The 12,830-nt window shown below is 72.8% G+C and carries 9 protein-coding genes; 4 read left to right on the top strand and 5 right to left on the bottom strand.

Annotated features, from left to right (window positions below; all coding sequences use genetic code 11):
• Nucleotides 1–15: 15 nt before the first annotated feature.
• The 4 genes from WMF11_RS31455 to WMF11_RS31440 form a co-directional block, all read right to left on the bottom strand.
• Nucleotides 16–1,446, bottom strand: coding sequence for a B12-binding domain-containing radical SAM protein (locus WMF11_RS31455; RefSeq protein ID WP_437973366.1), 1,431 nt, complete (start codon nucleotides 1,444–1,446; stop codon nucleotides 16–18).
• A gap of 234 nt (nucleotides 1,447–1,680) precedes the next feature.
• Nucleotides 1,681–3,705, bottom strand: coding sequence for a CocE/NonD family hydrolase (locus tag WMF11_RS31450; RefSeq protein WP_437973365.1), 2,025 nt, complete (start codon nucleotides 3,703–3,705; stop codon nucleotides 1,681–1,683).
• Between the two features lie 126 nt (nucleotides 3,706–3,831).
• The gene (locus WMF11_RS31445; RefSeq protein WP_437973364.1) at nucleotides 3,832–5,154 is read right to left on the bottom strand and encodes a restriction endonuclease subunit S; all 1,323 of its coding nucleotides are present in this window, start codon (nucleotides 5,152–5,154) and stop codon (nucleotides 3,832–3,834) included.
• Nucleotides 5,151–6,614 (bottom strand): N-6 DNA methylase, encoded by a 1,464-nt coding sequence (locus WMF11_RS31440; RefSeq protein WP_437973363.1) that lies wholly within the window; start codon nucleotides 6,612–6,614, stop codon nucleotides 5,151–5,153. The genes WMF11_RS31445 and WMF11_RS31440 overlap by 4 nt, the downstream gene beginning before the upstream one ends.
• A 143-nt stretch (nucleotides 6,615–6,757) precedes the next feature.
• Between WMF11_RS31440 and WMF11_RS31435 the strand changes: the two genes are divergently transcribed.
• The 3 genes from WMF11_RS31435 to WMF11_RS31425 are packed head-to-tail and all read left to right on the top strand — an operon-like array spanning nucleotide 6,758 to nucleotide 8,838.
• The gene (locus tag WMF11_RS31435; RefSeq protein WP_437973362.1) at nucleotides 6,758–7,498 is read left to right on the top strand and encodes a hypothetical protein; all 741 of its coding nucleotides are present in this window, start codon (nucleotides 6,758–6,760) and stop codon (nucleotides 7,496–7,498) included.
• On the top strand, nucleotides 7,495–8,409 hold the full coding sequence (locus WMF11_RS31430; protein WP_437973361.1) for a DUF4159 domain-containing protein: 915 nt from the start codon (nucleotides 7,495–7,497) through the stop codon (nucleotides 8,407–8,409). The genes WMF11_RS31435 and WMF11_RS31430 overlap by 4 nt, the downstream gene beginning before the upstream one ends.
• A gap of 6 nt (nucleotides 8,410–8,415) precedes the next feature.
• Nucleotides 8,416–8,838 (top strand): hypothetical protein, encoded by a 423-nt coding sequence (locus tag WMF11_RS31425; RefSeq protein WP_437973360.1) that lies wholly within the window; start codon nucleotides 8,416–8,418, stop codon nucleotides 8,836–8,838.
• Between the two features lie 34 nt (nucleotides 8,839–8,872).
• On the opposite strand, the gene WMF11_RS31420 is transcribed toward WMF11_RS31425, so the two are convergent.
• Nucleotides 8,873–10,186 carry a PAS domain-containing protein gene (locus WMF11_RS31420; RefSeq protein ID WP_437979362.1) on the bottom strand — a complete coding sequence of 438 codons (1,314 nt, stop codon included), beginning with the start codon at nucleotides 10,184–10,186 and terminating at the stop codon, nucleotides 8,873–8,875.
• Between the two features lie 247 nt (nucleotides 10,187–10,433).
• Between WMF11_RS31420 and WMF11_RS31415 the strand changes: the two genes are divergently transcribed.
• Nucleotides 10,434–12,818, top strand: coding sequence for a glutamine amidotransferase (locus WMF11_RS31415; RefSeq protein ID WP_437973359.1), 2,385 nt, complete (start codon nucleotides 10,434–10,436; stop codon nucleotides 12,816–12,818).
• The last annotated feature ends 12 nt before the right edge of the window (nucleotides 12,819–12,830 follow it).

The raw sequence follows: 12,830 nt of genomic DNA, 5'->3' as shown, positions 1-12,830 counted from the left end.
TTCGCCCCAGCGCCGCTACGCCAAGCGTTCCACCGAGCTGTCGGCCGCGCTCGCGGACCGCTTCAGGCCGAGGCGCGAGAGCCGGGCCGGGGCGTCCCCGGGCGCGGGGTGCCGGATCGTCCCCTTCGGCTCGAGCGGCGGCGCGGCCGGCTCGTTGCCGGTGATCTGCTTGAGGCCGTAAAAGCCGTTCATCGCCGCCGACAGCATCATGGCGCCGCGGCTCAGCGACCGCGCGCCGCGCGCGAGGCGCTCGAGCACCGCCGCTGGGCCGAAGGCGCGATTCCACATCTGGCGGTGGGCGGCGAGGAGCTGCTCGGGGGACATGCGCGCCGGCCGGAAGGCGACGCCGTAGCCGCTGTAATGGGGCCAGTCACGCTCTTCCAGGATGCGCCCGTCTCGCCGGTGCTCGTCGTACAGCGGCGTGCCCCGGAACGGCGTGAGGATGCTCAGGAACGGGACGTCGACGCCGATCTCGTTCAGCCGATCGGCCGTGGAGGCGATGACCTGCGGCGTCTGATCGTCGAAGCCCGAGATGAAGCCCGCCATCACGCAGATCCCGCGATCGTGCAGCTTGCGGATGGCCTCGCGGTACTCGCGCGCGCGGTTCTGGCGCTTGTCGACGCTCTTGAGATCGGCCTCGTCGAGGCTCTCGATGCCGAGGAAGATGCCGATACAGCCGGACCGCTCCATCGCGTCGAGGAGCTCCCGGTCCTTGACGATATCGATGGATGCCTGCGTGAGCCACCAGCGATCGAGCCCGGCGAGCTCGCGCAGGAGCTCCTTGGCCCAGCGGCGCTGGACGAGCAGGTTGTCGTCCCAGAACCACGCGACCTTCTCCTGCCAGAAGCGGGGGAAATGCGTGGTGGCGATGTCGCGGATCACCTCGTCGACGGGGCGCACGCGGAAGCCGGGGTTGAGGTCGGGCACCGTGCAGAAGCTGCACGTGAACGGGCAGCCGCGCGTCGCCTGGAGCACGCGGGGGACGAGGAAGCGCTCTTCGAGCAGATCGTAGCGAGGGGTCGGCAACCCGGCGAGCGACGCCGGTTCGCCGTGATAGACGCGGCGCTGCGTGCCTCGCGCGAGATCGCGCAGGACCGAGGGCCAGACCGCCTCGGCCTCCCCGGTGACCACCACGTCCACGTGCTGGAGCGCCTCCTCGATCCAGTACGACACATGCGGACCGCCGGCGACGACGCGCACGCCGAGGGCGCGGTAGCGATCGGCGAGCGCGTAGGCGCGGCGCGCGAAGCCGGAGAAGAACGAGAGCGCGACGACGTCCGGCGAGGCGTCGACGGGGACGGGGCGCACCTGCTCGTGGAAGAGCTCGACCTCGTGCTCCGGCGGGGTGATCGCCGCGAGGTGGATCCCGGTGACCGGCGGGACGAAATGGAAGCGGTGGCCCCGGCGATAGCGGGGGACGTAACTCACGACGATCCTCACCTTCATCAACGCCTCCTCGGGATCATGGGTCTCATCGGATCGGACCCGCGATGACGGCGTGGATCCGAGGGCGGAAGGCGATCCGATGAGAGACGCCGAGAATAACGGAAGGCGGCCGGTGTCGATTCCAGAAGGGAGAGGAGCTACCGTGGAGGGACGGTGGTGGATGCGTGCGGGGGCGGAGGAAGCGAGAGCCTCATGGGGCCCGCTGCCGGCCGCGCCTCCGCTCCCGGTTGAGCCTCAGATCAGATCCCGCTTGATCTTCTCCCTCCATTCACGGCTGGCGAAGCGGATGTCGTCCTCGAAGGCGTCGAGCTCGCCGCTGATATAGAAATGGTCGCGGTCGGCGTGGAGCCTGGTCGTCACCTCGATGCGGATGTCCCAGCCCGGGCGCGACTGCACATACGTCTGCCGGCAGGTGAAGGAAGCGTGAAGCGGATCGTCCGGCGCGATGCGGAGCTCGCGGCGGAGTTGGTGCAGCACCTCGGTGCCGATCTCGTCGAGGCGCTGACGCCCTTCTCCGAAGACGCCCACTGTATCCGTCACGGTCGTGACCGCGCCCGAGGTGATGTCGAAGGTCACCGAGCGCGTGACGCTGCCCGTGTTCACCTGGGTGATCGACGTCGCTCGCGCCGCTTCCGGCTTCAGGAAGGGTTCGCCGCCGTCGGCCGCTCGCGGCCTTCGATGCGGCAGCATGAGGCGGCTGGCGCCGGTGACGATGCCGAGCGTCGCCCGCTCGGGCGCCGGCCAGATCAGCGGCCAGTAGGCGCTGGAAAGCGATATCCGCAGGCGATGACCGGCTGCAAAGCGATGCGCGCAGGCATTCAATACCAGCTTCACTTTGTAGCGCTTGCCGGGTTCGAGCGGGGTCGGCTCCGCGTGGCTGTCGCGGTGGGTGAGGTTGATGACCTGGAAGCTGACCCGCAGCGCCTCGCCGTCGGGCGCCACGTCGCACAGCCTGGCACAGAGCTGCGCCACCGGCTTATCGCTGGTGAACCCCAGCTCGAGCTCCGGGGCGCCGACGACCTGCATCGCCTCCTCGAGCGGCGCGGTATCGAAGGTGAGCGAGCCGAAATCGTCGATCCGCTGGTCGCCCGGCAGCTCCCCGACGCAGCCGGCCGCCATCCACTCCCCGCCCTGAAGGCCGACATGCTGGGGCGAGCGCAGCGCCAGGACCTCCTCGGCGCCGCTCACCGGGGCGAGGCCGTCCTTGTTGAGATAGAGAGCACAGGGTTGGATGTCCGGCGACGGCCAGCTCTGCTCGGCCACCCAGCGTCCCGGATGGTGACTTCGTGTCGCCTCCGGCGCCGTGTAGTCCTGCAGCCAGGCGCGCAGCATCGGCTCCTCGTCGGCGCCGTTCTCGATGCCCTTCAGCCAGCGATCCCACCAGGCGATGGCATCCTGCAGAAAGCCGATCGCCGGGCCCGGCGTTCCGTCGTGCGGGTAGACGTGCGCCCACGGCCCGATGATGCCCTTCCGCGGCACCTTGAGGTGCTCCAGCATCCTCGGCACCGTGTTGGTATAGGCATCGACCCAGCCGCCGATCAGGCAGACGGGCACCTGGATAGCGTTCCAATCCTCGCAGATCGACCCGTGCCGCCAGTAATCGTCGCGCCGCTGATGGGCCATCGCGAGCGCCGGCCAGAACGGCATCCGCTCCAGCCGTTCCCGCCAGTTGTCGCGCCAGCTTTCGCCGAAGAGCTCCGGGTCGGCGGGGCGGGCCTGATAGACCAGCATGATGGTGCCCCACCACAGGTTGTCGTTGAGCAGGCACCCGCCCATGTAATGGATGTCGTCGACGTAGCGGTCGTCGGTCGAGCAAACCGAGAGCACCGCCTTCAAGGCCGGCGGTCTGAGCGCCGCCACCTGCAGGCAGTTGAACCCGCCCCAGGATTTGCCCATCATGCCGACATGGCCGTTGCACCAGGGCTGCGCCGCCATCCAGGCGATCACCTCGAGGGCATCGTCCTGCTCCTGCTTCAGGTACTCGTCCCACATCAGCCCGTCGCTCTCGCCGGATCCGCGCATGTCGACCCGCAGCACGGCATAACCGTGGCCGGCGAAATAGCCATGCATCGGCTCGTCACGGGCGCGGGTTCCGTCCCGCTTGCGATAGGGGATGTATTCCAGGATGGCCGGCGCCGGCTTTCTTTGCGCTCCTTCTGGCAGCCATAGGCGCGCCGCGAGACGGCAGCCATCCTCCAGGGTGATCCAGAGATGCTCGGTCGTCTCGACCTTCAGGGGCGTTTCAACCGCGGCCGCCATGGGACACTCACTGGTTCGCGACCTTCCTCTTGGCAAGGAGGTTCGTCCGCCAGTCGGGATCCAACGCCGGGACCGACAACAACAGGAGTTCAGTGGAGGCGGGGGTTGGGGGGCGCAGCTAGCCGCTCACCCCATCCCCCGGACGCGGCGCAGCAGCGCCTCCGCCGGCTCGTAGCCCCGCCCCTCCGCGCGAGCCAGCGCCGCCTCGGTGGGGACGAGCTCTCCGGAGAACGCCCTGGCGAGGATCGTGTGCGGGAGCCTGTCGGCCCGGGCCGCGGCGCGGGCCACGCGCTCCTCGACCTCGCTGGCGAGCGCGAAGAGCGCCTGTGCGCGGCGGACGATCGCCGCCTGCTCCTCCGCCGGCGGCACCGGCACGGGGATGCCGTTGAGCGCCGCCTGCGTGAGCTTCGGCTGGGCCGAGCCGGTCACGTGGTGCTGCAGGTCGATCGAGTTCAGGAGCAGCTCGAGGTACCCGAGGACCACGCCGGCCTTCGGCTGGACCACATGAGCATGGTTGTTCACCCAGAACCTCCCGCTCGCGGCGAACGCCACCCGGGTGTTCCTCGACAGGAGGTTCGCGCCGTCCTCGGCGATCAGCAGGTAATCCCCGTCGAACAGGTAGCCATCGATCGCGTCGATGACCCCCGACGCGCCGTAATACGGATACGGCCCCCGGCGCCTCGCTCGAACCGCGGAGCTCACGGGGACGCGCCGGCCATCGTGGTTGTCCACCAGGGCGCCGAACGGGCAGCGGACCCAGGACGGCGGCAGGGAACGCTCCGGACCGTCGCAGCTCGCCCCGGGCGCGGCCGGCGCCGACGTAGAGCAACGCGGCGGGGGCTCCGCCGGTCCCGCGGCCGGCGGGGCGGCGGCCGGCGCGCGCAGGTCCTCGGTGAGCCTCCCCGAGCACGCCGCCCCCAGCACGGCCTGCCGGAGCCGCCGGAGGAGCAGCGACGACCTCGCCAGCCGGGCCTTCGCCGCGTCCACCTCGCCGAGCAGGGCCTCGGCCTTCGCCACGATGCGGCGCTGCTCGGGGAGGGGAGGCAGAGCGAACGGCCGCTCGAGCGTCTCGCGCACCTTCACGAACGGCTGCGCGGAGCCGCCCTTCACCCAGAATCCCTCGTCGTTGAGGTGGAGGAACAGGTAGCCGACGTCGATGGCCCGCTCGTCCGGCCAGACCACATGGGTGTTCGCGATCGCCGACCACCGCCCGCGCGCCTTGAACGCCTTCCCGCACCGCGTCCCCACGGCGGAGACGACGATCGCCTCGCCCTCGTGCTCCCAGCCGTCGCACCACACGTCGGGGCCGGCGGCGCTGAACCCCTGGTAACGCCCTGGCCGCTGCTCGGCGTGGAGCTTCCCCTTGATGAGCTTCGAGCTCCCGCTCCGGTGCGAGCAGATCGACGCGAGCGTCGTCTCGGCCCACCCCTCGGGCAGCGGCCTGCTCACCCCTCCGCCGCCTTCGCCCCGCCCTCGAGCAGCGCGAGCACGCGGTTCAGCGCGGCGACCGCCTCCGTCAGCTCCTGGAGGGCGTCGGTCGCCAGCTCCTCCGGCTCGGGCATCTCGCCGGCCTCGTCGAGCGACTCCTCCCTGAGCCACCTCAGCCCGTCGAGCTTGAACTCTCGCTCCTTCACCTCGCGGAGCTCGAAGCTGCGGAATCGACCCTCGCTGGAGCTCGTCGCCTCGCGCGCGCCGCGCCCGTCGGGGTCGCCGCCGTAGCACCGCTCGAACTCCGCGAAGTGCGCCGGGGAGAGCGGCCGCCCCTTCTTGGTGATCGACGGGACGCCCGTCCGGGCGTCGTAGATCCAGACCCTCTCCGTCGCGCGGCCCTTCGTGAAGAAGACGACGTTGGCCTTCACCCCGGCGCTGTACGGCGTGAAGGTCCCGTGCGGCAGGCGGAGCACCGTGTGCAGGTCGCAGCCCCTGGCGAGGATCTCCAGCACCGCGCCTGCCTGGTCGGCGAACAGGCAATGGTCCGGCAGGACCATCGCCGCCCGGCCGCCCGGCCTCAGGATCGTCAGCACATGCTGGATGAAGTTGAGCTGCTTGTTCGCGGTCGCGATCGCGAAATCCTCGCGGCGCGGCGTCTCGTAGGCCCCCTTCGTGCCGAACGGCGGGTTCGTCAGGATCACGTCGAACCGATCGTCCGGCGGCGGGGCGTCGAGCGAGTCGCCGAGGGTGATCCTCGGCTCGATCCCGTGGAGATACAGGTTCATCAGGGCGAGCCGACGGGGGCGCGCGACGAGCTCCTGGCCGAAGAACGCTCCGGCCTTGATCCGGCGCGCCGCCTCCCGGTCGAGCGCTCCCCGCGCCTCGGCCTCGATCCACTCCCAGGCGGCGACAAGGAAGCCCCCGGTGCCGCACGCCGGGTCGCAGAGGGCGAAGCCCGGCTTCCCCTGGGGATCGGGCCTGATGCACCGCACGATCGACTGGATCAGGGCGCGGGGCGTGAAGTACTGCCCCGCGCCCTTCTTGCCCTCGGCGGCGGCCTTCTCCAGGAGGCCCTCGTACGCCGCGGCCTGGATGTCCACGCCGAGGCGCGTCCACGCGATCTCGTCGATGAGGTCGACGAGCTTCCCGAGGCTCGCGGGGCTCTTGAAGCGCGGCTGCGAGCCCGCGTAGATCTCCCCGAGGACGCCGGGGGCCCCGTCGAGGGATCGGAGGACGTCGGCGTAGCGGTCGAGCAGCGCTTGCCCGCTGCGCGCGCGCAGCGCGGGCCAGGAGCAGTCGGTCGCGTCGACCTCGCCGCGGGGCGTCCGGTGCTCGACGCGCGAGAGATCGATGCCTCGCTCGGCGGCCATCTTCAGGAAGAGCAGGTAGGTGATCTGCTCGATGTAGTCCCCGTGATCGATGCCGTCGTGGCGGAGCGTGTGGCAGAACCCCCAGAGCTTTCCAACAACGTCGATCATGCGGCGGCGGCTTCGTTCGGGTCGTGGCGCGGGAAGGCGAGGCGCGGGAGGAGCCGGCTTACCACGGCCGGGCGCCTCACGGCGGCCGCCGCGCTCGTCCATGGCGCTGGGACGCGCCGCCGCCGATGTACTAGGCTCGTCCCGTGCCGCGCGCCCTCACCTCGCTGCTCGCGCTGTTCTTGCCGCGATCGCTCCGATCGTCGCTGCCGTCGCTGCCGTCGCTGCCGTCGCTGCCGTCGCTGCCGTCGCTGCCGCCGCGGCTGCCGCTGCCGCTCCTGTCGCTCTTGCCGCTGTCCGGCCTCGCCTGCGCGTCGTCCTCGCTGCCCGATCCCAAGGAGGCGGTGCAGGTCTACGCCGACGCGGCGGCGCGCGGCGACGCCGACGCCATCTACGGCATGCTGAGCGACAAGAGCCGCACCGCGATGTCGCGCGACGAGGTGCGGCGGCGCGTCGCCGAGGCGCGCGCCGAGCTCGCGGAGCAGGCGCGGAGCGTCACGGCGCCCGGGGTCGTGGTCAAGACCCGCGCCCGCGTCCGCTACCCGGACGGCGAGATCGCGACGCTCGAGCTCGACGAGCGCGAGCGCGCCTTCCGGATCTCGGCCGCCGACGCGCTGCCCGCGGGCGGCCGCACCCCCGAGCAGGCCCTCGAGCAGCTCCGCCGCGTCCTCGCGCGCCGCAGCTATGCCGGCCTGCTGCGCGTCCTCACGCCGGCCACGCGCGCCGCCATCGAGAGCGACCTCCGCTCGCTCGTCGAGGGGCTCGCTCAGCCCGAGGGGCTCGAGGTCCGGATTGCCGGCGACTCCGCGACGGTGCAGATCCCGGGTGGGCACGAGGTGAAGCTCCGGCGCGAGGCGGGCGTATGGCGGGTCGAGGACTTCGATTGAGACGATGGCTCGGCCGGCTCGGCGCTCGCCGGCCGCGCGGCCGGGGCGGTGAGGCGGCGCCGCCGCCCTCGCGCCCCGCCGCTTCGGCAAAGCCGCCGCGCCTCGCCGCGGCGCGGCCGCGGCGCCTCGCGGTCCTGGCGCTGGTGCTCGTCTCCGCGCTGCTCCTCCTCGCGGTGCCGCGCCCCGTGCGCGCCTTCGGCGAGGAGGGGGCGTGGAACCCGCGGCCGCTGCTGACGGGCGACGCGCGATGGGAGGGGGTGCGCGCCACCGCCCCCGCGCGCTGGTCGTTCGAGCTGGAGCGGCGGACGAGCGCGCCGGCGCGCCGCAACCCGACCACGGTCCGCGCCGACGACCCGGCGCTGCTCGCCGAGCCGTTCGCGCTCTGGGGCGGCGAGGCCGACCTCCCGCCGCTCACCGAGCGCGAGGTCTTCGGCCTGCGCCGCTTCCTCGCGCTCGGCGGCGTGCTCCTCGTCGACGACTTCGCCCCGGGCAGCGGCGCGTTCGGCCGCGCCGCGCGGCGCGAGCTCGCCCGCGTCCTGCCGGAGGGCTCGCCCATCCCGATCGGCACGGAGAACGTCGTCTTCCGCTCCTTCTATCTCCTCCCGCGCGCCGTCGGCCGCGTCGAGGGCCCGCCGAAGCTCTCCGCGATCGTGCGCGGCGGCATGCCGCAGGTGATCTTCTCCGACCACGACCTCGCCGGCGCCCTGGCGCGCTCGGAGGGCGGGGGGCCGAGCGTCGAGGTCACGCCCGGGGGCGAGGCGCAGCGGGAGCGCGCGTTCCGCCTGGCCGTGAACATCGCGATGTACGTGCTCTGCTCGAACTACAAGGACGACCAGGTGCACGCGCCGTTCCTGATGCGCCGCCGCGCCGTCGACGACAACCGACCCCGCTCCGCGCCTGCGCGGCCGTGACGCGCCATGACCTCTGATCGCCTCGCCGCTGCGCCGAAGCTGGTCTGGCAGGACGACCACTTCACCGTGCTCTTCGACGCGTCCCTGCGCGTCGTCTGGAACGTCCGCAGCAGCAAGCCGTTCGCCTCGCTGGAGGAGATCGAGGCCGTGATGGGAGAGCTCATCCGCGTCCTCGACAGGCTGGGCCGCTCCCATCACGCCCTCTTCATCGATGTCCGCGCCGTTCCCGGCAGGAACGATCCGTCGTTCGAGGCGACGATGAAGCGCTTCCGGCCGCGCTGGATGCGGGGCTTCCGGAGGATTGGCGTGCTCGTGCAGAGCGTCGTCGGCGCGCTCCAGGTCCAGCGCATCGCGAGGGATGACGGCATCGAGCGGCTGATCACGAGCGATGAGGCCGCGCTCCTCCAGTACCTCACGCAGGAGGGCTGAGCGGCCAGGAGCTCCGGTGTCTGGCCGCTCGCCGCTACCGTCTGGCGTGGCGGAGGGCGTGCGCGATGCCGCTCTGCAGCGTGCTCAGCGTCGTGATCCCGGAGAGATCCACGCCGAGCGTGACGAGCGTCTGCGCCACCTCGGGGCGGACGCCGGTGAGCACCACGCGGGTGCCGAGCAGCTGGGCGGCGCGCGCGGTGCGCGTCAGCGCGTCCGCGACGTGCGTGTCGACGGCGCGCACGCCCGTGATGTCCAGGATCGCCGTGTGGGCGCCCTGGCTGCTGATGCCGGAGAGCAACGTCTCCATGATCTGCTCCGCGCGCCCGCTGTCGATCGTCCCGACGAGCGGCATCGCGACCACCCGGTCGGCGAGCGGGATGAGCGGCGTGGACAGCTCCCGGAGGGCGGCCTGCTGCGCGAAGATGATCTCCTCCTGCAGCGCGGCCCGCTCCGCCTCCGCGCGCTTCAGCGACGTGATCTCGGTCACGATGCCGCCCATGCCTATCGGCGTCCCGCGCTCATCGTGGATCGGGAATTTGACCGTGAAGAAATGGTGTTGAGCGCCGCCTATCGGCACCACCTCCTCGAACTGCATGACCTGCCCGCCGTTCATCACCTCGCGCTCCTTCGCCACGATCATCGCGGAGGCCGCGGGGTCCACGACGGCCAGCTCGAACTCATCCCGGCCGATGACCTCGAGGACGTGCCTCTCCATCAGCTGCGCATGCAACCGGTTGGCGAGGACGTAGCGCCCCGCGGTGTCCTTGACGAAGATGGAGCTGCGCGCGTTGTCCACCAGCTGCAGGAGCAGCTGGTACCGCCCCTGCACCGTCTTCTCCCTCCGCTGCCGGTCGCTGATGTCATCGACGAGCGCCGCGATCTCGTGCGCGTCGCCTTGGCCGTCGCGCAGCACGGCGTAGGTCCACCGGCAGAGGAGCGCGTGACCTCCCTTCGTCCTGCACTCGCTCGTGGTCGCGGCGAAGCGGCTCTCCTCCCGGGCGAAGTTGAACGCCTGCGCCGCGGCGGCGGACACGGGGGCCACGCCCACGAGGTCGGTCAGCCGGCGGCCGACGGCCTCGCTCGCGCTCCAGCCGAAGAGGCGCTCGGCGCTGTCGTTCCAGTGCGTCACCGCGCCGTCCAGGCGCCAGTGGATCACCGCCGGCACCGCCGTGGGCAGCCCCTCGAGCGCGTCGAGGGCCTCCACGTCTGCCGTGCCTTCCCGCGCGGCTCCGTTCTGTGCGTGACCGTTGGAGCGCTCCGCCAGCGCCTTCTCCAGCGCCTCGACCCGCGCGCGCAGCGCTGTGTTCTCTGCCCTGAGCCGCCCGGCCTCGTCCAGCTCTTCGCGAATCGTCACAAGGGTTCGAGCCTACGCGCGGCGTACCCGGCGTTTCAAGGTGGCTCAGTGTTGTTCGAGGTCGCCCGAGAGGTCGCAGCAACGGCGCCGGGCTGGGACACTCCGCCCCGATGTACTAGGCTCCGCGCGTGCCACGCGCCCTCGACTCGCTGCCCGCGCTGTCGCTCTCCCACGCCGGCGCAGCGAGCGGGGCTCCCTCTTCTCGCGCGCTTCCCGCGCTCCTCTCGCTCCCGGAGCGGCCGTGACCCGGAGCTTCGCGCCCTCGGGCGACCTCTCGTCGCCGATCGTCGCCGTCGCCTGCGTCGTCGCGGCCCTGAGCTTCGGCCTGCTCGTGCTCGAGCTCGTCCGCGCGCGCGGCCGCGCCGCCGGGGCGGTGGGCGCCGCGCCCGCGCGCGCGGCGCTCGGCACGGCGCTCACGGGCGCGCTCGCCGTGCTCGGCCTGCTCGCCGCCATCCTCCGCCCGGTCGCGGTCACGTCGCGCGGGAGCCTCGTCGGCCCCAAGGTCGTGGTGCTTGTCGACGGCTCCCGATCCATGGACCTGCCGGGCGTCTCGGGGACCCGCCGCCAGAGCGCCGAGCGCGCGGTCGAGGAGCTCGGGAAGCGCGCCGACGTCCGGCTCTCCCGCTACGTGTTCGGCGAAGGGGCGCCGCTGCCGGCCGACGGGCAGGCAGGCGAAGGCGGCGGCGCCGCGCCGGCGCCGGGCGGGAGCGCTGGCGCCGCGACGGCGCCCGACAGGGACGCGGGGGCGCCGGCCGTCGCCTCCGGGGCGGCCGCGGCGCCCGCGTCGCCCGCGCGAGGCCGGCCGCAGCGCCGCTCGGATCTCAGCGCCGCGCTCGAGGCGCTCGCCCGCGCCGCCGACGAGCGGCCGTCGGCGTTCGTCGTCGTCTCCGATGGCCGGCTCGACCGCCCGGGCCCCGACGACACCGCCGCGGCGACGCGGGCCGCGCTGGAGGGGCTCGACGTCCCGGTGCACACGGTCGCGGTGGCGACCGAGTCCGTGCGCGACGCCGGCGTCCGCGCGGTCCGGACCTCCGGCGCCGCGGTCGCCCACCAGCCGCTCTCGCTCCGCATCGACATCGGCTGCAGCGGCGGCCTCGCGTGCGACGCCGTCCCTGTCGTGGCCCGCGAGCTGCGCGAGCAGGGCGCGCCCACGACGCTCGCCACGGGCACGGCGCACGTCGAGGGCGGCGTCGGCACGGTCGAGCTCGGCGTGACGCTCGACCGCGCCGGCACCCGCATCCTGGAGGTGTCGATCAAGGCGCCGGACGGCGACGAGCTCCCCGAGAACGACGTCCGGTACATCACGCTCGACGTCGCGCGCGACCGCATCCGGGTGCTCCACGTCGCGGGCCGGCCGACGTACGACGTGCGCGCGCTCCGGATGTGGCTCAAGGCCGACGCCTCGGTCGACGTCGTGGCCTTCTTCATCCTGCGCACGCCCGGCGACGAGGTGAACGCGTCGTCGGACGAGCTCGCGCTGATCCCGTTCCCGGTCGACGAGCTCTTCAGCGTCCACCTCTCGAGCTTCGATGCGGTCGTCCTGCAGGACTTCGACGCCGCGCCGTACGGCCTGACCAAGCACCTCCCGGCGCTGGCCCAGTATGTCGACAAGGGCGGCGGGCTCATCATGGTGGGCGGACCGAACGCCTTCGTGTCGGGCAACTATGCGCGCACGCGGCTCGCCCGCGTCCTGCCGGTGGATCTCGACATCGGCCGCGCGCCCAAGGTGGATCTCGGCGCCTTCGTGCCGCGCATCACCGCCGCCGGCCGCGCGGCGCCGGTGCTCGCGCCGCTGCTCGCGCTGATCGGCGACGAGATGCCGGAGATGCCGGGGACCAACGTCGTCGGCGATCCGCTCCCCGGGGCGACGGTGCTGATGACGCACCCGACCCGCACGACGGCCTCGGGCGCGCCGATGCCGGTGCTCTCGCTGGGCGAGCACGAGAGCGGCCGGACGATCGCGCTGACGCTCGACGGCAGCCACCGCCTGCTCTTCAGCGCGTTCGCCTCGAGCTCCGCGGGCCGCGCGCACGGCGCGTTCTGGGACGCCCTGCTCGGCTGGCTCATGCGCGATCCGCGCTTCGAGCCTGCCGCGATCGAGCCGCGCGGCGGATGCCTCGCGGGCGAGGAGACGGCGCTCGTGCTGCGCCCCCTCGCCGGGCAGCGCGGCGAGGCCAGGGTGACCATCGCGCGCCTCGGCAGCGGCGCGGTCGTGAAGACGTTGACCGCGCCGATCGGCGAGGGCGGCGAGCCGGTCGAGCTCGCCGCCGGTCGCCTCGAGCCCGGGGGTTATTCGGCCACGGTGGAGATCGTCCCGGAAGGCGCCGTCGGCGACGGAGGCGACCAGAAGCGGGCGACGACGCGGCGCGACTTCGCGTGCGAGCGCGGCGGCGACGAGTGGGCCGATCCCCGCCCCGACGTCGCCCGCCTGGAGGAGATCGCCCGCGCGACGGGCGGCGCGTCGGTGCTCCCGTCGGGCGCCGGCTCGCTGTCGCTGCCTGCCGCGACGCAGGTGGCGGCCGAGCGCCACGTCGCGCCGCTCCTGCCCCCCTGGGCCTGGACGCTGGCGGCGGCCGCGGCGCTCGGCGCGCACTGGATCGTGCGCCGGCGCGGGGGCCTCGCCTGAGGCGAGGGCGCC

It is taken from the genome of Sorangium sp. So ce295, from assembly GCF_051527405.1.
GTDB classification, from domain to species: Bacteria; Myxococcota_A; Polyangia; order Polyangiales; family Polyangiaceae; genus Sorangium; species Sorangium cellulosum_B.
The sequence above is the reverse complement of the archived record's forward strand: the minus strand, read 5'-3'. Positions and strand labels throughout refer to the sequence as shown.